The organism is Endozoicomonas sp. PH6C (assembly GCF_059322965.1).
The window spans coordinates 5,942,669-5,965,922 of sequence record NZ_CP185342.1 but is presented as its reverse complement, the minus strand read 5'-3'; the positions used below and the strand labels follow the sequence as shown (position 1 = coordinate 5,965,922).

Here is a 23,254-nt window from a genome sequence, read left to right as displayed (position 1 = left end):
TCAATGATCGCAGCTGACTGTCAAAAGTGAACTTTCGTATTGCCTAAAGGTCAAACTACCAAACAACTTCAATTCAGTTCTTCAGATAGCAGTTGGGAGATTGGCTATGGATGGTCGTATTGGTGAGAAAATTAACAACAACTCTTTTCTTGATATTGCCGTGTCTGAGAGCGGCGAAAAGAGCGGCGAGCCAGCCAGCAGAGCAGAGCAGAATTTACCGTTAAAGATTACAAAGGTCAGCCCTGTTATCACCTCCAAACTCAATAAATCATTACCTTCGACAACCTTTCCTGACAAGGCAAGAATCGTTTCCGCGACAGATTTCTCGCTCCCAAAAACCCCTTGTGCCTTCGATTTTCGTTTTGTCGCCAGTGATGATGAAGTTCGACAGCTTTTAGTTGCCCGGACCAGCGATAAAAATCGGGATGTCTCCCTTATTTCCCACCCCGATGACCTCTCACAGGCTAATCTGGTGACCCGGTTGAGCATTTCCAAAGAGGGTCGCCACACTCTGCGTTCAGGCAAGCTCTTTGAAAGTTCAAAGCCACTGACCCTGGTCATTGATATCCGAAAACTCACCGGCAATGAACTGCCCAAATTTAACGATCTGCTGGACCCGGATAACCCCTGTCTGTTCGACAAAGTCAACCGGGAGAAACGCCCTCTGGGTGAACATGTTTCTCTGCTGGTCGTGGCAGACCCTGCACAGCTGACATCGGTTGGCAGGCGTGACGACGCGCCTGGCGCTGATTTCTGGCGACGAATTAATCGACCGGACAATACCTGGCAGTTCGACACTCAGACCGGCAATGACTCATCAATGAGCATCGACGAGGTTCCTCCAGTAGTGCCTGAATTCACCAGTGCCAAAAGTACTACGGAAGACGACAACACCGTTTTAATTGACTGCCACCTCCACAGTCACTGGCGACAGTTACTGCTGGGTGGACTCGGGGTGGACAAACAGGGGCGAATCCAGCACATCCCCGGCAAGCTTGAATCATTAAGGGCCGGACAGCGGGTGATTCTGAAAGGAGCCAACTGGGAAGATCTGGCCTTTGAACAGACGATTCGTCAGATGCTGGCTCAGAAGTGTTTTGAGAGCAATGGCAAGATCTGTTCATTACCCGACAATGTTCAGTTTTATCAGATGCCGGTGGGAGATAACGAGCTTCGTTCACTGTTTTTCAGTCTGTCCCCTTCTCTTGAAAAAGAACAAGCATCACGCAACCCCATCATCATCAACCAGAGTAATATTGCCCAATGGCTGAGTCCCATTGCCATTGCCCCGGAAGGCTATGCAGTCCCTAACACCCAACTGTTGGAGCAGATTCGGGCGGGGGGATCAGTCACCGTAACGTCTCTCCTCACTGAGGCACTCTGGTTTCGCTTGCTGGGTTCACTGCAGGCGATTCTCGAGACCACCGGCCTGGAGCCCCGACTTCAGGTGGCTGATTCAAAACATCAGCCGAAAGTCCTGGGGTTGACAGAAAAGGACGAGGTCTCTCTGCCCTGCCCACAGGAAAAAAACAAAGATCAGATCGCCTTCAGTACCCTCACTTATCAGCAATCTGCCCAGGCCAGTCATTGGATCAATAAGCAGCTGGATTCACCTCTGGTCATTCAGGTCAGTGAACAGACCAGCTTCAGCCAGCTATTTGATAATATCCATATCACCTCGGAACAAAAGGCCCATTTTGGACACCGTCAGACTAAGTTGCAGGAGGCATTAACCGCTGGCAAGCCAGTTATATTGCTGGGACTGGAAAACAATCCAACGCTTCAGCAGCTTCTGGAACCCCTGATTGTTGGGCAACCTCTGTTGCTGAATGGCCAGTTGCAAGACTATCCAAAAGCTCGTGTGACAATACTCTGGCCTGAGTCTGTGAAAAGCCCCTCTTCAATATTTCATGCGACGGTCACCACGGGTGAGCCGTGTCCTGAGGTCGATCTCTGGGATATCAATGCCCGCAAGTATGATATCGCCCGGACTGAACTGCCAGAACAAGCGCTTAAACAGCTTTACAAAGCCTTTAAAACCGTACCTGTCCACCTTTGTAGCCCTCTGCCTGAAATGACCGCAGGTTTACTGAATAACCTGATACTGGCTGCCCGCCGGGCACAGCAGGTTGACCACTCTCTACAGCTCCTGCCCCGCCACTGGCGCAAGGCCATCAATAGCCTCATCACCCATGGTACCCGGCAGCATCCGTCAGTACGGGATTTTATGAAAGTGGCTTGTTGGCACTTGTTACCGGATAAGACGACGGATGAGGATCAAGCCGCCTCGGTAGACCCGGATCAGTTAGCTGCCATTATCAATAGCGCCCCACGACTGGATAGAAAGTTTGTCAGGCAGAACCTGTGGCCACTGGCCCGAGCCTTTGATCCGGCAGTATTTAAGGACACTGGATTTAAAGAATTACAACTGACCTACGAAAATCCATTTCGACAAAGGGGTGCAAAAGAGATTCTGAACAGGCTCTGTACCATAATCGTGGCCCATGGGCCTGAGCAAAAACGAGATGCATTAGCGTATCAGTTGAAAGTCGATCTTGTGGAAGCGGAACCCTGGCAATCCCTAGCCATCAGACCAGCCAGACAGATTAAACGTTTGCAAGATGCACTGGCTTCTGGCTGGCTGTTACTTCTGCCATCGGGGCAGACCCGATCCGATGCCATTCACGCGCTGGCCAGCGATTGTTTTCACATGTCCAGAACAGCGAATGCGGAGGCTGAAGGCATTGAACGTATAAAACATCGACTCTCTGAATCACTGGAATGGCAGGGTTCCGCTGATATGCCCCTGTCAGCACTGGCCCGGGATCTTTATCACGGCGAGATAAGTCAGAAAGATCGTGAAAGTCGTCGCTTATCCCGGCTCCACGACCGGCTTACGGACTCTCCCGTTATCTTCCTGCAGGGAGAAACCGGCACCGGGAAAAGTTACTTTTCTGCCAAAATGGCCAGGGCTTCGGGACAAGCTTCAGTCATTTCCCTTGGTCCTTCTGACAGTGAACAGACCCTGATGAAACAGTGGCAGTGGCAGGAACACGCCGACGGCGACCGCTCTATGGTGCAGCAAAACCGGGCGTTGATGGAATGGGCCAGTACCGAATCCGACAAAGACGCTGAATACATCACCCTGGTTCTGGATGAAGCCAACCTGACCCAAACCGGATTGCTGGCATCATTGAACGGCTTATGGGAACCGCAACCCTGCATTTACGTCAATGGTCATCCTGTCAGGGTCAGCGAAAAACACCGGGCGATTCTCACCGGCAACCCGGATCATTACGCCGGGCGCCAAATGGACCCGACCCTGAAAGAGAAACTGTCCAGAGCTTACTACCCACGCCTGGATCAGGCATTCCTTCGGGACAGGGTGGTGGAACCGGCTCTGGTCAGGCATTTACAACGGCATTTGCTGGAGCAGCAAATAAACGACATTGCACACAGGGCCAGCAAGAGTGTGATGGCACTCTGGCAATATTATCAGGAGCTGTTGCCCGGACATGAGTTTACCCCCAGGGATTTAACCGACATCTGCAGCTGGGTGGGCTGGTATCTGGATCGCGCGTTATCCAAAGACGACCGTGTTAGCTGTGAGCAAGTGAACAGTTTGATCCAGCAAAGTTTCCGGGATCTACTGGGTCCCGAAATCAGCGAGACTCAACAGGATGCCCTTTCGGCACTGGAAATATGGTTTGCTGCCTGCTGCCACCCGGACAACACCCTGCGCGACAGAGTTCATAACCACACCCTGCCAGATATTCTGCAGGACTTCAGAACATTAACCAAAGAAATCCGACCTGAGTTTGATACCTCCGGATCGGCAATCATTGAGTTGGTGCAACAGCTGGCACAGGATTTAAGCCGCTGTCAGCAGGCTTATCATCGCAAGATAAAACACAGCGGTCGTCAGGCAACGCTGATTGAAGGCCCGGCCGGACGTGGTAAGGATGCCACCCTGAACCTGCTGATCAAAAGTGTCAAACAGCAAGCTGAAGAACGGGGAGAAACCATGCCAAAGGTCTTTCCCCTGAACGCCTGTGATTGTTCCTGGGACAAAGTGTGTGAAGCGATCCAGAAAGCAAAAGTCGATGGCGGCATCGTAATCATTTCAGAAATGAATCTGATGGACAGCCAGCACCTGGAAGGGGAGTTAAACAATATTCTGGCCGGAGACGCTCATCCCGGCTTTCACCTGTTTGCCACCATCAACCCGCCTGAGTACAGCGGGCGAAAACCCTTATCACCGGCACTGAAAGGACGTTTTCGAAATGTGCCGATCCGGCAGTATAACCCGACCGAATTACAGACCATTGCCGGGAAAGTCTTGCCAGAAAACGAGCAGGGAAAAACCGTGGCTAAAATGTTGACTGAAAAACATTGTCGTTTAAGGGCTTACCTGCAACGGAAAAACCTGCCATTGCAGCCCACCAGCCTCGATTTACAGAATGTTGCCAGGGCTATCAACAGAAGGGGCAATTTTACCGAAAAAGCCGTTCATCAATGTCTTACTCAGCACTACCGGCTTTATCTGATGGCCGCCAACCTATCGCTGAAGGAACTGCCCGAGTCAACGGCTCTTGCCATGAGCAAAGGAGCAATTCATTCCGGGCTTTGCCAATGGTTCAACCAGGTGGTACCTGGTATTAGTCGTCCATGGTTGATAAGAAGCAGTGATCGCAACAGTGTTGATGAAAAAAAACATGAAATTCATATCGACTCTGATCTGATTGAAGAGGAAGCCAAAACAGAAATAATCAGGATGGTGGCTAAGGCAAGGTGGCAGGCATCCGGTCTTTCCCTGAACCCCGATAAGTCGGACGATATTCTCACCCGGGCACTTTACCGACACTGGCAACAATGCTGGTTTGATCGTGTGTTTGGCCAGATGGGTGTGGAAGCCAGTAGCGTATTTTCCCCGACCGAAGAAGAGATACACACGCTGAAAATATCAATTAACCAGCCTTATCTTCAGGAGGCTGATTTGCGGATAAGGGCGTGGAAAGCCGATGACGTTCGGTGTTGGCCTGAGTTCTGGCATCAGATCAGGGATCTGCTGAACCATTTTGTTAGCGATTATATTAACAAAACCTCAGCTGTTGTTGGTGATAAGGCTTCCGGGCAATCCCTGCCACAAGTCCACGAGAAACAGGCACCAGCATTGGCTCAGAGAAAAAACCATAAACCAGATCCGGCTCGGACATTGGACCAGAATACCGACTATGAAATTCAGGGGAAGCTACCCGTTGACGATCATATGATTTTTAATATGCAGAGCCATTCTTCCGCGAATTATCGGTGGTGGGCAAAGGATATTTATGTGTCTGCCCAGGGCGATATCCAGCAGATCAATATTAATGATCTACAGATGCAAGGGGTCGACGTTCTCATACCTGCCCGTTTATCAGAGCATGACCAGGAAGTGACATTAGCCAGTGACCAGACCCTGGCGACCTTGGTGGTGAAATCAAGAAATGGTCAATATGCCTTGCCCTGCCTCACATTCAACGACTATATCGTAGCCCTGCGCATGAAACCCGAGTTGCCATTTACTCTGTTCAGAGATCGTTATACCGGCCTTCACACAGTTTCTATTCCAAAGTCCAGAATCAACCAGAGCATTAAATTTGCTTATGTCGTAGAGTCCGGAAAAGCGGGCAAAAAAACACGTACTGAAGAAGTCCGACCAGCACAATCAACACGTTTTGACGTCCGCTGTTCGAAAGGTATGAAAACAGTAATGGAGGGAGTGCTCACGGAGATTGAAGAACAACCACAAGAAGTGCAGGAGCCTTTGCAGAAAATAAAAAGTGCTAAAAACACGACGCAACGCATTGAGGCGATCAAGGATTATTGCCGAGGATTCTCCGGTGCTGCCACACCAGAGCGCAATAAAAATTTCTTTCACTTCCTCGTAACACGGCGTCAAGGGAGCTGTCGTCATCGTGTACCTGTTTTCATTGCTTTTTGTCGTTATTTTGGCATTCCGTGTCGGCAAATGAATAATCGTATCCATTCCTTTGCGGAGTGTTCCCTGGATAGAGGCCAAACCTGGGAGTCAGTGGACTTGGGCGGAGCACCTGAAGAGGTAACTGAAATCACACCTGAATTCCAGCCCACCAGGTGGGTCAGTAGCTCTGGCACTGAGTTAAGGAAGGCTACGAATCTCCTGAAGAATGTCCTGAAAGACGCTGATTTAGCACAACTACAAACTCTGGCCAAAGCCTATGGTATAAGCCTCGAGGAACTGAACAAAACCCTTGAGACAGACCATGCCTTGCCAAAAAAAAATCTGAGTACTTTCGAAATAGTAAAGAACCTCTGGGAGGAAAAAGAGTTAACCGGTTTTGCCATGGGCGTCTCAATCTTGCAGTCGTTGGAGACAGAAGTATTGAGCGAGGACGATAAAGCATTGGTCGGTAAAGTGATTGGCGGCGGAAGACCCCCCTATAAACCAATGTCGGAGGCACTCAAACCAATATTGTCCAACAGTGATGAAGATCAGGTCACTGAACTACTCAAGTCACTCCATTCAAAAATGATCGACCAGGCCGGAACAAGCCCTGACCAGTGGTTGTGCTCAATAGTGGACGTATTGGCAAACAGTGATTTGACCCGTCCTTCAGTTATTCACTTTGCCCGTGAAGCCCTGGAATCGGGTTGGCTGGATCCAGTGCCGACCTATAGCAAATATGTTATGACGGCCGTTGAACATCATAAACTCTTGATGCGTCTGGAAGAGGTCGAAGAACTGAACACTAAAGCCGCTCATTGCCTGAAAAAGTGGTATCAGGTGGTGATGTCCGGGGAAAAAAATAACCAGCAATGGCAATCAACTTATGAAACCTTCCAGGAGAGAAAAGAGAATGCCTTCTTCATCACTGATCCTCATAACGGGCATTCGCCATTCCTTAAAAATGTAATGGCCAGTCTATCCGTCGAGATTGCCTGGACGGACAAACCCGAGGGCGTTCCGAATATAGAACGACTGCTGTTGCACAACCCTGCCTTTGTGCAGTTAAACTCGGGCAAAGGCAACTACCGTCCGGTGATTATCCTGGGGAACATCTCACTGAACAGCAAAGTGATTAATGAAAAGGCTGAAGCCCTGTTTCAACGGAAACTTGAGAAAAGCCCGGACTTGAAACAGATATTGGAAAAAATCAATCAATATGAAGCAATGGATCGACGATGCTTTAATGCTCTGAAAGCAACGGATAGTCAGAAAGAAAGGCTTGATATCATCAACAAGTACCAACCCATCCTGAAGTCCCTTGAGGTACCATTCAGGGACAAAGTTCTGGTGTCTGACTTAAAAGACCAATGCCGGAAAGCGATTCAACAGGCCTTCATTTATTACTTGTATGAAATGACACATTCGAAAGGGGGGGGCTTAACCTATTGTTGGGCCGATGCTTTCATCCTGGCGGAAGACGATGATGGCCACTGTGGTGCTCATGCTCCATCCTCACCAGGAGAACTGTATGCCATGATGTCTTTAATCAAGAGCTCTGACTGGTCGCAGGAAGCTATTAGGGATGACCACTTGCGGCAAACACATAACCTCAGTAACGCCCTGATTCTCAAAACCAATGAACTGACAAAAATTGTCGAAGAGTTTTTAAACAGCCTGAATTTGAGTTCGCTTTGTGATGCTTTGGATACCTGATAACCGTTTGCTCATGTTGAGTGCTTCACTCCCGTCATTCCCGCGAAGGAGGCTGGACAACCCTACAGAGGGGCAACAGTTAAAATGGAACTTTAATCTCATCCTAAGGTCAAACGATTAATCAGTTTCAATGCAATCCTTCAAGGGACGTCAGGAAAGGAGATTAATAGTGGATGTTAGGATCAGGGAAATAAACAAATCGGTTCTTGATAATGGCGCGTCTGACAATATCGTACCAGCCAAAAAACCAAAGCTGGCATTACCGGCAAATGATGTTGAGATCTGCTCTGATGTCACTGCCAGGCTCAAGGTATCGTCACCACTGATTTCGTCGCCTCACAAGGCGAGAAGCGTATCCTCAACGAATTCCTCGCTCCCCGGGGCTCCTCGTGACTTCGATTTTCGTTTTGTCGCCAGTGATGATGAGATTCGACAGCTTCTGCTTGCCCGGACCTGCGATGAACATCGGGATGTCACTCTTATTTCCCACCCCGATGACCTGTCACAGGCTAACCTGGTGACCCGCTTGAGCATTTCCGGCGACGGTCGCCACACGCTGGGTTCGGGCAAGCTGTTTGAAGGTTCACAGCCCATGACTCTGGTGCTGGATATCCGAAATCTCAACAGCGAGGATCTGCCAAAATTTAACGATCTGCTGGACCCCGATAACCCCTGCCTGTACGACAAAGTCAGCCAGCAGAAATGCCCTCTGGGCGAACACGTTGCTCTGCTGGTGCTGGCAGACCCTGACCAGCTGGCATCGGTTGGCCAGCGTGAAGATGCACCCGGTGCTGATTTCTGGCGGCGAATTAACCGACCGTTCAATACCTGGCAGTTCGACGCACAGAGCGGCAATGCTTCGGCAATGGACATCGACCAGGTGCCTCCTGTATTGGCGGAACTCTCCGCTGAAGGCGCCATGGATGATGGCAATACCCTTGTTATCAACTGTCACCTGCACAGTCACTGGCGACAGTTGCTGCTGGGTGGCCCTGGCGTAGATAAACAGGGACGAATCCAGCACCTCCCCGGCAGGCTCGAGTTATTGAAGGCCGGACAACGGGTGATTCTGAAAGGGGCCAACTGGCAGGATCTGGCCTTTGAACAGACGATTCGGCAAATGCTGGCGCAGCAATGTTTTGAGAGCAATGGCAAGGTCTGTCAGCTACCCGACAATGTTCACTTTTATCAGATGCCGGTAGGGAATGAAGAGCTTCGTTCACTATTCCAGAGCCTGTCCTGCTCTCTAGAAAAACAAGACGACAAAGGATCTGATCAGGAGCAACCACCACAAAATCCGATCATCATTAACGAGAGTAATATCAGGGAATGGCTGAGCCCGATTGCCATCGCCCCGGAAGGCTATGCAGTCCCTAACAACTGTCTGTTGGAACAGGTTCAGGCGGGCGGTGCTGTCACTGTTACGTCTCCCCTCAATGAGGAAAACTGGTTTCGTTTGCTGGGCTCACTGCAGACTATTCGCGAAACCACTGGCCTGGAGCCCCGGCTCCGGGTGGCTCATTCAAGACGGCAACCGGAAGCCCTGGGATTGAAAGAAAGCGATAAGCACCCTTTACCCGGGAGCGTTCAGTTACCGAAAAAAGTCAGCGATCAGGCTGCCATTGACAGCGTCACTTATCAGCAACATGCCCAGGTCAGACACTGGATCAATCAGCAGCCGCAAACACCTCTGGTCATCCAGGTCAATGAACAGACAGGCTTCAGCCAGCTATTTGATAATATCCATATCACCTCGGAACAAAAGGCGTATTTTGGACGACGCCAGAGTAAATTGCAGGAGGCATTAACCGCTGGCGAGCCGGTGGTATTCCTGGGACTCGAGCGTAGTCCAGCGCTTCAGCAACTGCTGGAACCTCTGGTTGTGGGACAACCTCTGCTCGTGAATGGTCAATTACAGGCCTACCCAAAAGCTCGCGTCACACTGCTCTGGCCTGAGTCTGCAAAAAGCCCCTCATCAGTATTGAACTTGATGCTTGCCACAGGCAAGCCCTGTCCCGGGATCGATCTCTGGGATATCACTGCCTCCAGGTATGAGATATCGCGGACTGAACTGCCTGAACAAGCACTTAATGAACTTTACGAAGCCTTTAAAACCGTACCCGCCCACCTGTGTAACCCTTTGCCTGAAATAACTGAAGGGTTATTGAATAACCTGATACTGGCGGCCCGACGGGCACAGCAGGTTGACCAGTCCCCAGAGTTCCTGCCCCGCCACTGGCGCAAGGCCATCAATAGTGTCATCACCCATGGCACCCGGCAGAATTCGTCCGTCCGTGATTTTATGAAAGTGGTTTGTTGGCAGTTGTTACCGGATAAGATGCCAGATGCTCATGGGAAGCCGGATGAGGATCAAACCGCCTCGGTAGATCCGGACCAGTTAAATGAAGTCATCAATAGTGCCCCGCACTTAAACCGAGAGTTTCTAAAGCAGAACCTCTGGCCACTGGCCAGAGCCTCTGACCCGAAAATCTTTAAGCAAGCAAAACTCTACTATCAAAGTTCATGTCCGGAATGGGATGTAGAAGAAATTCTGGACGGGCTCTGTGCCCTGATCGTAGCCCATACGTCTGCAGAACAACAAGACGCAATGGCCTGCCAGTTGAAAGTCGATCCGGCAGCAACAGAGACCTTTCAATCGTTAACCATCAGGCCATCAAGACAGATTAAACGTTTGCAAGATGCGCTGGCTTGCGGATGGCAGTTAAACCTTGCGTCTGGTCAGATCCGATCCGATGCTATTCAGGCTCTGGCCAGCGATTGTTTTCATATTGCCAGAACCGCGAATACGGTCACAGCAGGTATTGAAGAGATAGAAAATCGTCTGCCTGAATCACTGGAGTGGACGGGTTCCGCTGATAATCCTTTGTCAGCACTGGCCCGGGATCTTTATCACGGCGAGATAAGCCAGAGAGATCGTGAAAGCCGTCGATTATCCCGACTCCATGACCGGCTTACGGACTCTCCCGTTATCTTCCTGCAGGGGGAAACCGGCACCGGAAAAAGTTACTTTTCCGCCAAAATGGCGAACGCTTCAGGACTGGCTGAGGTCATTTCCCTTGGACCTTCCGACAGCGAACAGACCCTGATGAAACGCTGGCAGTGGCAAGAGCATACCGATGGCGATCGCTCTATGGCGCAGCAAAACCGGGCGCTAATGGCATGGGCCAATACCGAATCCGACAAAGATGGAGAATACATCACCCTGTTGCTGGATGAGGCTAATTTGGCCAAAGCCGGATTACTGGCGTCATTGAACGGCCTGTGGGAACCGGAACCCTGCATCTATGTCAATGGTCATCCTGTCAAGGTCAGTCCAAAACACCGGGTGATTCTCACCGGTAACCCTGATCATTACGCCGGGCGGCAAATGGACCCGGCCCTGAAAGAGAAGCTGCCCAGGGCTTACTACCCACGTCTGGACCAGGCTTTCCTTAGGGACAGAGTGGTGGAACCGGCTCTGCTCAATCAGTTACAACGGCATCTGCCGGATTCTCAAACCAGCAGGATTGCGCAGAGTGCCACCGGGAGTCTGATGGTGCTGTGGCAATATTATCAGGAACTGCTGCCAGACCATGAGTTTACCCCCAGGGATTTAACCGATATCTGCAGTTGGGTGGGTTGGTATCTGGATCGTTCGTTATCCACCGGTGAGACGGTTACCGGCAAGCAAATGAACGCTTTGATCCAACAAAGTTTTCGGGATCTACTGGGCCCTGAAATCACCGAAACAAATCAGGATGCCCTGTCAGCACTGGAAAGCTGGTTTGCTGCCCGTTACCAGCCGGAGAACACCCTGAGCGACAGGGTTCGTAACAAGACCCTGTCAGATATTCAGCAGACCTTCAGAACAGTTACCCAAAAAATACGACCAGACTTTGATACCTCCGGAGCGGCAGTCTTTGAGCTGGTAGAACGAATTGGACAGGATTTAAGCCGCTGTCAGCAGGCTTATCATCGCAAGATAAAACACGGCGGCCGTCAGGCGACACTGATTGAAGGCCCGGCCGGGCGAGGTAAAGATGCCACGCTGAACCTGGTGATTGCAAGTGTCAAACAGCAGGCTGAAGAACGGCAAGAATTGATGCCGGAAGCCTTTTACCTGAATGCCTGTGATTGTTCCTGGGATAAAGTGTGTGAAGCGATCCAGAAAGCCAAAGTGCAGGGTGGCATCGTGGTGATTTCGGAAATGAATCTGATCGACAGCCAGCACCTGGAAGGTGAGTTAAACGATATTCTGGCCGGTGACGCCCATCCGGGTTTCCACCTGTTTGCCACCATCAACCCGCCTGAGTACAGCGGGCGAAAACCCTTGTCACCGGCACTGAAAGGACGTTTTCGACATCTGCCCATTCGGCAGTACAACCCGGCAGAATTACAGACCATTGCCGAAAAAGTGTTGCCAGAGTCCTCAGAAGGCACATTCGTCGCTAAACAGCTAACAGAAAAACATTGTCTTTTAAGGGCTTACCTGCAAAGCAAAAAATTGCCATTGCAACCCACCAGCCTTGATTTACAGAATGTTGCCAGGGCTATCAACAGAGGTGGCGATTTTAGCGAAAAAGCCGTTCATCAATGCCTCAATCAGCACTACCGGCTTTATCTGATGGCCGTCAACCTATCGCTGGAGGAACTGCCCGGCTCTTCGGCTCTTGCCATGGGGAAATGTGAATTTAATTCCGGACTTTGCCATTGGTTCAATCAGACAGTACCGAACATTGATCGTCCATGGTTGATACGAAGCAGTCATCTCAGCAGTGTTGATGAAAAAAAACATGAAATCCGTGTTAACACTGAGCTGGATGAACAGGAAGCCAGAACGGAAATCATCAAGAGCGTGGCTCGGGCAAAGTGGCGGTCATCAGGCCTTCCAATGAGGCCCTATGACTCGGACGACATACTCACCCAGACACTTTACCGACACTGGCAGCAAAGCTGGTTTAATCATAATTTTGGCCACACCGGCGTGCACGCAGATAGCGTATTTTCCATGACGAAAGAACAGAAACTGACGCTGATTTTATCAGCTAACCAGCCTTATTTTCTTGAGGCTGATCGGCGAATCAGTGCATGGAGCGTCGATGGTGCACAATGTTGGCCTCTGTTCTGGCATCAGATCAGTGATCTGCCGAAACATCTGGTCGATGATTTTATTAACGAAACACCACAAGACATGTCAAAAGTCAGCGAGAAACAGGCGCCGACATTGCATCAAAGTACCAACCCTGAGCCACAGTCTGTTTACCAGGCATTGGCTATTGACAGTGATAAGGCCTATGAAAAATACAATCCCGAAGCCCTCGAAAAAGAGGCTCCAACATTGGACCGCATGACGGACTACCAGAACAAGAGTAAACCAAAAATCAAGCGTTATATGATTTTTGACACTAAGGACTTTTTTCCCGCTCATTATCGGTGGCGGGCAAGAGATATTTTTGTATCTGCTGCGGGCGACATCAAATGGATCGATATTAATGATCGTCACATGCAGGGAGCCGAAGTCATCATACCGGGTCGGTTACCGGAACCTGACCAGGAAGTGACATTAGCCAGCGATCAGACGCTGGCGACCTTTGAGCAGCCATCGAACACTTGTCGATATGCCTTGCCCGACCTGAAGCCTGACGACCGAATCGTGGCCCTGCGCATAACACCAGCATTGCCATTTACCCTGATCAAGGACCGATATGCCGGGCTCCATACACTCTATGTTGCGAAGGCCGAAGATAACCAGACTATTCAATTTGCTTATGTCGTAGAACACAGAGAAGCGGGTGAAAAAACACTTGCTGAAAAAGTCCGACCCGCACAATCAACACGGTTTGACGTCCGCTGTTCAGAAGGTATGGAAGCAGTACTGAAAAAAGTATTTACCCGAATTGACCTGCAGCCAACCAAAGTACAGGCGCCTTTGCAGACAATAAAAAACGCTAAAAACAGCAGGCAGCGCATTGAGGCGATCAAGGACTATTGCTTGGGGTTTTCCGGTGGTGATATGCCAGAGGATAATAAAAATTTGTTTCAATTCCTGGTAACACAGCGGCAGGGGAGCTGTCGTCATCGTGCGCCTGTTTTTGTTGCTCTTTGCCGTTATTTTGAGATTCCATGTCGGCTAATTGCTAACAAAAACCACGCCTTTGCAGAATGTTCCATAGACAGCGGTCAAACCTGGGAGCCAGTGGATTTGGGCGGGGCACCTGTTGAGGCAATAGAAATCTGGCCTGACTTCCAGCCCAGCAAGCGGATCAGCGGTTCCGGCACCAATTCAAAGAAAATCAGGGATCTCCTGGAAGGAGCTGATTTAGCACAACAGGAAGCTATAGCTAAAGCCCTGGGAATGAGCCTGGAGGAGCTGAAAAAAGCCCTTGAGGCAAACACTGCATTGTTAGAAGCCAATCTGACACCTTTCAAATTAGTAGTGAGGCTTTGGAGGAAAAAAGATTTGGCCGGCTTTTCCATGGGTGTCTCAATCCTGGAGTCGCTGGAGAGAGACAAATCAGACTATGTCGAGCAGGCATTGATCGGTAATATAGATTGGCGAGGAGATAATCCGATGTCGGAAGCCGTAATGCAAATATTGTCCGACAGTGATGAGGACCAGGTCTCTGATCAACTTAAATCACTCTATTTAAAAATGATTGTTCATGGCGGAGCAGAGCCGCTCGCCTGGTTGAATTCAATAGTGAAAATACTCAATGGCAGTGACTTGACCAAACGTTCGGTTATTCAATTTGCCAGTGAAGCCCTGAAATCGGGTTGGCTGAATCTATTGCCATTAGAAAAATACCAAATTAAGAAGACAGTTAAACATCATCAGCTATTGCTGCGTCTGGAAAGCGTCGATGAACTGAAGGTTGATGCCAGCCGTTGTCTGAAACACTGGTATAAGGAGTCATTCTCCAGGGAAAAAAATAGCCATATCTGGCAGTTCCTATATAGCGACTTCCAAATAAAGAAAAAGTATGTCTTGCTCGTCACTCATAGTCATGACGGGGTTTCGCCATTCCTGCAAAGTAGAATTGCCAGCTTGTCTTTGCAAAAATCCTGGACAGACGAACCCGAGGGTATTCCGAATATAGAACGAATGTTGGTACATGACCCGGCGTTTGAGCAGTTGAGCTCGTTCAAGGCGAACCACCGTCCGGTGATTATCATGGGGCAACCTTCCTGGGACGACACAATGTTGAATAAAAAGGTCGAAGCCCTGTTGCAGCGAATTATTGCCAACAGCCCGGACGACCTGGAGCCGTCGGATGAGGAGCGAAGGCTGGAAAGTGATTTAAAAAACAAATGCACTCAGGCAATTCAGCAGGCCTTCAGTTATTACCTGTATGGACTGGCAAACTCGAAAGGCGGTTACTTAAAGTATTGTTGGGCTGACGCTGTCATCGGGCCTTATAAAAGCAGCGACCACCATGGCGCTCACGATCCATCCTCACCGGGAGAGCTGTATGCCATGATGTCCTGGATTCATAGCTCTTACGAGTTCCAGGGAAGTGTTGAAGATGCCTGCTTACGGCATGCGTACAACGCCAGCGATGCTCTGGTGCTGAAATCCGTCGAGCTGACAATTATCGCCGAAGAGTTTGTAAACAGCGTGAATTTGAATTCGATTTATGACGCATTGAAGAGCTGATAACCCTTTGGTCATGATGAATTTTTAGAAAGATTTCCATCAATCGTTACGGCTAACTTTTCAAGCGGAACTTTAGTCCTATCTTACGGTCAAATAATTAAACAGTTTCAATTTAATCCTTCAGATGGCAGTAGGGAGATTAGCTATGGATAGTCGTATTGGTGTGGAAAAAAACAACCCCGTTACTCTTGGTGACGTGCCTGTCAGTGACGTGCCTGATAGCGCAGTACCAGGCAAGAGAGCAAAGCAGGGTTTACCATCAAAGATTATAAAGGCTTGCTCTGGTATCGCTTCCACAGTCAATGAATCATCACCTTCGGTAAACTTTCCTGACAAAGCCAGAATCGTAGCCCCAACGGATTCTTCACACCATAAGGCCCCTCATGCCTTCGATTTTCGTTTTGTCACCAGTGATGATGAGCTTCGAAAGCTTCTGGTTGCCAAGACTTGCGATGAACATCGGGATGTCACCCTTATTGCCCATCCTGATGATCTCTCTCAGGCTAACCTGGTGACCCGCTTGAGCATTTCCGGCGACGGTCGCCACACCCTGGGTTCGGGCAAGCTGTTTGAAGGTTCACAGCCCATGACTCTGGTGCTGGATATCCGAAAGCTGTCTAGCGAGGATCTGCCAAAATTTAACGACCTGCTGGACCCGAATAATCCCTGTCTATACGACAAAGTCAGCCAGAATAAACGCTCTCTGGGCGAACATGTTGCTCTGTTGGTGGTGGCAGACCCTGAGCAGCTGGCATCGGTTGGCCAGCGTGAAGATGTACCGGGGGCCGACGCACCGGGGGCCGATGCACCGGGGGCCGACGCACCCGGTGCTGATTTCTGGCGGCGAATTAATCGACCGGGCAATACCTGGCAGTTCGAAGCACAAACCGGCAATGCTCCGGCAATGGACGCCGACGAGGTGCCTCCGGTATTGGCGGAACGCTTCGCTGAAAGCACCATGGATGATGACAATACCCTTGTTATTGACTGTCACCTGCACAGTCACTGGCGACAGTTGCTGCTGGGCGGCCCTGGCGTAGATAAACAGGGACGAATCCAGCACCTCCCCGGCAAGCTCGAGTTATTGAAGGCCGGACAGCGGGTGATTCTGAAAGGGGCCAACTGGCAGGATCTGGCCTTTGAACAGACGATTCGGCAAATGCTGGCGCAGCAGTGCTTTGAGAGCAATGGCAAGGTCTGTCGGTTACCCGACAATGTTCAGTTTTATCAGATGCCGGTAGGGAGTGACGAGCTTTGTTCACTGTTCCAAAACCTGTCCTGCTCTATAGAAAAACAAGATGACAAACAAGACGAAGGACTTGTTCAAGAGCAACCACCACAAAATCCGATCATTATTAACGAAAGTAATATCAGGGAATGGCTGAGCCCGATTGCCATCGCCCCGGAAGGCTATGCAGTCCCTAACAGCTGTCTGTTGGAACAGGTTCAGGCGGGCGGTGCCGTCACCGTTACGTCTCCCCTCAATGAGGAAAACTGGTTTCGTTTGCTGGGCTCGCTGCAGACCATTAGCGAAACGACCGGCCTGGAGCCCCGGCTTCAGGTGGCCCATGTAAAAGGACAACCAAAAGCTCTGGGACTGACAGAGCACGATGAGCATTCATTGCCCGGGTTACCGAAAAAAGTCAGCGATCAGGCTGCCATTGATACCTTCACTTATCAGCAACATGCCCAGGTCAGACACTGGATCAATCAGCAGCCGCAAACACCTCTGGTCATTCAGGTTAATGAACAGACCAGCTTCAGCCAGCTATTTGATAATATCCATATCACCTCGGAACAAAAGGCGTATTTTGGACGACGCCAGAGTAAATTGCAGGAGGCGTTAACCGCTGGCAAGCCGTTGGTATTCCTGGGACTCGAGCGTAGTCCAGCGCTTCAGCAACTGCTGGAACCCCTGATTGCAGGACAGCCTCTGTTGGTGAATGGTCAATTACAGGCCTACCCAAAAGCTCGCGTCACGGTGCTCTGGCCTGAGTCTGCAAAAAGTCCCTCTTCATTATTGAGCTTGATGCTTGCCACAGGTAAACCCTGTCCCGAGATCGATCTCTGGGATATCACTGCCTCCAGGTATGAAATACCGCAGACTGAACTGCCTGAACAAGCACTTAATGAACTTTACGAAGCCTTTAAAACCGTACCCGCCCACCTGTGTAACCCTTTGCCTGAAATAACCGAAGGGTTATTAAATAACCTGATACTGGCGGCCCGGCGGGCACAGCAGGTTGACCAGTCCTTAAGGCTTTTACCCCGCCACTGGCGCAAGGCCATCAACAGCGTTATCACCCATGGTACCCGGCAGCATCCGTCTGTGCGTGATTTTATGAAAGTGGTTTGTCGGCAGCTATTGCCAGATGAGAATCAAACCGCCTCGGTAGACCCGGATCGCTTGAACACCATCATCAAAAGTGCCCTGTCGTTAGATAGAGAGTTTGTGAAGGAGAATCTGTGGCCTCTGATCAGAGCCTTTGACCCGACAGTCTTTAAACAGTCAAAACTCTCTTGTCAAGACTCATCTCTGGAATGGGATCAGGAAGAAGTTCTGGACAGGCTCTGTGCCCTGATCGTAGCCCATACGTCTGAAGAAAAACGAGGTGCAATGGCCTGCCAGTTGAAAGTCCGTCCGGCAGCTGCAAAGACCCATCAATCGTTAGCTATCAGGCCATCAAGACAGATTAAACGTTTGCAGGATGCGCTGGCTTCTGACTGGCTGTTAAACTTGCCATCGGGGCAGACCCGGTCCGATGCCATTCAGGCGCTGGCCAGCGATTGTTTTTACATGGCCAGAATGGCGAATTCTGAGGCAGAAGGCATTGATCGTATAGTACTTCGGCTGTCTGAATCATTGAAATGGACGGTCTCCACTGATATGCCTTTGTCAGCACTGGCCAGGGATCTTTATCACGGCGAGATAGGTCAGAAAGATCGTGAAAGCCGTCGATTGTCCCGACTCCATGACCGGCTAACGGACTCTCCCGTTCTGTTCCTGCAGGGAGAAACCGGCACCGGGAAAAGTTACTTTTCTGCCAAAATGGCCAGGGCTTCGGGACAAGCTTCAGTCATTTCCCTTGGACCTTCCGACAGCGAACAGACCCTGATGAAACGCTGGCAGTGGCAACAACATGCCGATGGCGATCGCTATATGGTGGAGCAAAACCGGGCGTTGATGGAATGGGCCAATACCAAATCCGACAAAGACGGAGAGTACATTACCCTGGTTCTGGATGAAGCCAACCTGGCCCAAGCCGGATTACTGGCGTCATTGAACGGCTTATGGGAACCGCAACCCTGCATCTATGTGAATGGTCATCCTGTCAAGGTCAGCCTGAAACACCGGGTGATTCTCACCGGCAACCCGGATCATTACGCCGGGCGCCAAATGGACCCGGCCCTGAAAGAGAAACTACCCAGGGCTTACTACCCTCGCCTGGATCAGGCATTCCTTCGGGACCGGGTGGTGGAACCGGCTCTGGTCAAGCATTTACGAGAGCATCTGACGGAGCAGCAAATAAACGACATTGCACACAGTGCCAGCAACAGTGTGATGACGCTCTGGCAATATTATCAGGAACTCTTGCCCGACCATGAGTTTACCCCCAGGGATTTAACAGACATCTGCAGTTGGGTGGGTTGGTATCTGGATCGTGCTCAGCCCGCTCGCGGCAGTGTGACCTGTGGGCAAATAAACAGTTTGATACAACACAGTTTTCGGGATGTACTGGGCCCTGAAATCACCGAAACACATCAGGACGCCCTGTCGGCACTGGAAGTCTGGTTTGCTGCCCGCTACGAACCGGAGAACACCCTGAGCGACAGAGTTCATAACAAGACCCTGCAGGAAATGCAGCAGACCTTCAGTACAGTCAGCGAAAAAATCCGACCAGACTTTGATACCTCCGGATCGGCAGTCCGTGAACTGGCGCAACGACTTGGACAGGATTTAAGCCGCTGTCAGCAGGCTTATCATCACGACAGAAAACACGGCGGTCGTCAGGCGACACTGATTGAAGGTCCGGCGGGGCGGGGCAAGGATGCCACGCTGAACCTGGTGATTGAAAGTGTCAGAAAGCAGGCTGAACAACGGCAAGAATCCATGCCGGAAGTCCATTACCTGAATGCCTGTGATTGTTCCTGGGACAAACTGTGCGAAAAGATCCAGAAGGCAAAAGACGATGGCGGCATCGTGGTGATTTCGGAAATGAATCTGATCGACAGCCAGCATCTGGAAGGTGAGTTAAACGATATTCTGGCCGGTGACGCCCATCCCGGCTTCCACCTGTTTGCCACCATCAACCCGCCTGAGTACAGCGGGCGAAAACCCTTATCGCCGGCACTGAAAGGACGTTTTCGACATTTGCCCATCCGGCAGTACAACCCGACAGAATTACAGACCATTGCCGAAAAAGTGTTGCCAGAGTCCTCACAAGGGACATCAGCCGCTATAAAGCTGACAGAAAAACATTGTCGTTTAAGGGCTCACCTGCAAGGCAAAAAACTGCCATTACAACCGACCAGCCTTGATTTACAGAATGCTGCCAGGGCCATCACCAGAGGTGGCGATTTTAGCGAAAAAGCCGTTCATCAATGCCTCGATCAGCACTACCGGCTTTATCTGATGGCCGCCAAACTATCGCTGGAGGAACTGCCCGGGTCATCCGCCGTTGCCATGAGGAAAAGTGAATTTAATTCCGGACTTTGCCAATGGTTCAATCAGACGGTATCGAACATTGATCGTCCGTGGTTGATTCGAAACAGTCATCTCAACGGTGTTGATGAAAAAAACCATGAAATTCGTATCAAGACTCGTCCGATTGAAGAGGAAACCAAAACGGAGCTCATCAGGATGGTGGCTCAGAAAAAATGGCAGGCATCCGGTCTTTCCCTGAATCCGGATCAGTCGGACGATATTTTCACACAGGCACTTTACAGACACTGGCAGCAACGGTGGTTCGCTGATGATTTTAGCCTTACCGAAGTGGACGCTAATAGCGTATTTCCCCTGACCAAAGAACAGGCACAAACACTGAAAATGTGGGACTGCAAGCCTTATCTTAAGGAGGCTAATAAGCAGATACGGGCATGGAACTCCCGTGACCTTCAATGCTGGCCCGCATTTTGGCATCAGATCAGCGCTCTGCCGAACCGTTTGGTAAACGATTTTATTAAGGAAGCATCAGCCATTAGCGGTGATGAGGCTCCTGAACCCTACAATCCAGAAGTCGAGGAAGAAAAAGCTCGGGCATTGGATCGAAGAACGAACTATGAGGATCGGGATAATTCAGGGACTAAGCTTCAAAAAGTTTTTAATACGCAGCATCACCCTAGTATGTATCGCTGGGAGGCAAAAGATATTCGTGTCACCGCCGGGGGTGAAATCAAACAGATCGATCTTGATGGCAAACACTTTCTGGGGGTCGAAACCCTCACTCCTAAACGGTTGCCAGGGAAAGACCAGGAAGTGATATTAACCAGAGATCAAACGCTGGGGACCCTTGAGGTATCACCAAGGAATGGTCAGTGTCCCTTACCCAGCCTGACGGCCAGTGACACTATCGTGGCCTTGCGTTTAGAACCTAATGTGCCATTTAAACTGACCCGGGACCAATACACCGGGCTTCATACACTGTTTATTCCTCTGGCCAAAGCCTACCAGAGTTTTCAGTGTACTTATGTCGTAGAACCCCGAAAGCCGGGCGGAAAAACGGCTGCTAAAGAAGTCTTTTTTGACGTCCAGTGTTCAGAAGGCATTAAGTCCGTACTGAAGGAACTGTTTGATAACATCAACGAACAACCCGCCAAAATACAGGCACCGTTGCGCAAAATAATAGACGCTAAAAACATCAGGCAACGAATTAACGCAATCACGGAGTATTGCAAAGAGTTCTCTGGTATCGCTAAACCAGATGAGAGTGAAAATTTCTTTCGATACCTGGTAACAAATCGGCAAGGTAGCTGTCGTCATCGTGCGCCTGTTTTTGTTGCTTTTTGTCGCTATTTCGGGATTCCCAGTCGGCAAATTGAGAGCCCCAAGCACGCCTTTGGTGAGTATTCCGTGGATGGAGGCCAAACCTGGGAGTCAGTGAATTTGGGCGGAGCGCCTGTCGAGTATACAGAAATCGCACCTGACTTCCAGTACAGCAGCAAGGCCGGTAGTTCCAGCCGCTGGCCAAACAAGATTAACATTAACAATCTTCTGAAAGGTGCTGATTCAGCACAACAGCAAGCTCTGGCTGATGTTTTGGAGATTAGCCAGAAGGCGCTAAAAAAAGCCCATAAGACAAACACTGCATGGTTAGAAACCAATCTGAAACCTTTCGAAATGGTACTGAAGCTTTGGAAGAAAAAAGATTTGGCCAGCTTTTCCATGGGTGTCTCGATCTTATTACTAAAGACAAAAGTATTGAACCTAAATTCAGCGCTGGATTTGATCGGTAATGTTTATGGCGAAAATAATCGAAGATATAATCCAATGACGGAAGCCGTAATACAAATATTGTCTGACAGTGATGAAGATCAGGTCTCTAATCAACTCAAATCACTCTATGTAAAAATGATTGTTCAGGACGAAGCAAACCCTGAGTATTGGTTGAGATCAATAGTGAAAATACTGAACGTCAGTGACTTAAGCAAACGTTCGGTGATTCAATTTGCCGGTGAAGCCCTTAAATCGGGTTGGCTGGATCTGGTGCCGGTAATAATATTCCAGGGGCAGGAGAAAATTGAACATCATAAGCTATTGGTCCGTCTGAAAAGCGTCGATGAACTGAAGGCTGATGCCAGTCATTGCCTGAAACAATGGTATGAGGAATTATTGTCAAGGGAAAAAAACAACCACCGTTGGCAATTCTTTTATAGCAACTTCCAAAAGAATAAAAAGTATGCCTCACTCGTCTCTCGCAGTCATGATGGGGGTTCGCCATTCCTTCAAGGTAAAATTGCCAGCTCGTCTTTGCAAAAATCCTGGACACACCAACCTGAGGGTATTCCAAATATAGAAAGATTGCTGGCACATGATCCCGCGTTTGAGCAGTTAAGCTCGGTCAGGGCGAACCAACGTCCGGTGATTATCCTGGGGCAACCATACTGGAACGACACAACGATGTATAAAAAGGTTGAAGCTCTGTTGCAACGAATGATTCCCAGCGACCCGGACAACCTGAAGCCGCTTCTTGCAAAAATCAATCAATATAATCAGATCAAAAAACAATTTGACGATGATATGGAAGCACTGAAGAAAGAACATAGTTATAGAGAATGCAGGCACTCCGGCTTTTTTGATAAGCGATATCAAAGTGAAAAAAATGACTATGAGAAAAAAAGGCTTGAGATTGAAAACAGGTATAACTCTGCTCTGAAGCTCCATGAGTTGTCGATTGAGGCGCAAGAACCGCAGAGTGATTTAGTAAACAAATGCATTCAGTCAATTCAGCAAGCCTTCAGTTTCTACCTGTATAGATTGGCAAACTCGAAAGGCGGTTACTTAAAGTATTGTTGGGCCGATGCTGCTATGGGGCTTCATGCTGTCAAAGGGCCTAATGATGGAAAATGCTGCCACTATGGCGCTCATGATCCATCCTCACCAGAAGAGCTGTATGCCATGATGACCTGGATTAGAAGCTCTGACGAGTTCCAGGAATCTGTTAAAGATGCTTACTTACGGCAAGCGCAAAACGCCAGCGATGCTCTGTTGCTGAAATCCGGTGAGCTGACAACCATCGCCGAAGAGTTTTTGAACAGCGTGAATTTGAATTCGCTTTCTGACGCATTGGAGAGCTAACAACCTCAATATCCCAAAAGACCAACCCATTTGTGATGGATACGGGTAATACCAATCGTATTTTCTAACTCCCGCAATGAGCATGGAGATTTGAGCCTTAAGACAAGGCGGCGTGAGGAGTCAT

3 protein-coding genes are annotated in these 23,254 nt (G+C 49.7%); all 3 read left to right on the top strand.

Annotated features, from left to right (window positions below):
* Positions 1 to 106: 106 nt before the first annotated feature.
* The 3 genes from ACOMG9_RS21015 (at position 107) to ACOMG9_RS21005 (ending at position 23,130) form a co-directional block, all read left to right on the top strand.
* Entirely contained in the window at positions 107 to 7,681 is a 7,575-nt protein-coding gene (locus ACOMG9_RS21015) for an AAA family ATPase (RefSeq protein ID WP_494529355.1), read from the top strand.
* Positions 7,682 to 7,850: 169 nt separating this feature from the next.
* Positions 7,851 to 15,335: an AAA family ATPase gene (locus ACOMG9_RS21010; RefSeq protein ID WP_448218330.1), complete on the top strand. Its 7,485-nt coding sequence runs from the start codon at positions 7,851 to 7,853 to the stop codon at positions 15,333 to 15,335.
* 145 nt (positions 15,336 to 15,480) lie between these two features.
* Positions 15,481 to 23,130: an AAA family ATPase gene (locus ACOMG9_RS21005; RefSeq protein ID WP_494529354.1), complete on the top strand. Its 7,650-nt coding sequence runs from the start codon at positions 15,481 to 15,483 to the stop codon at positions 23,128 to 23,130.
* Positions 23,131 to 23,254 lie beyond the last annotated feature (124 nt).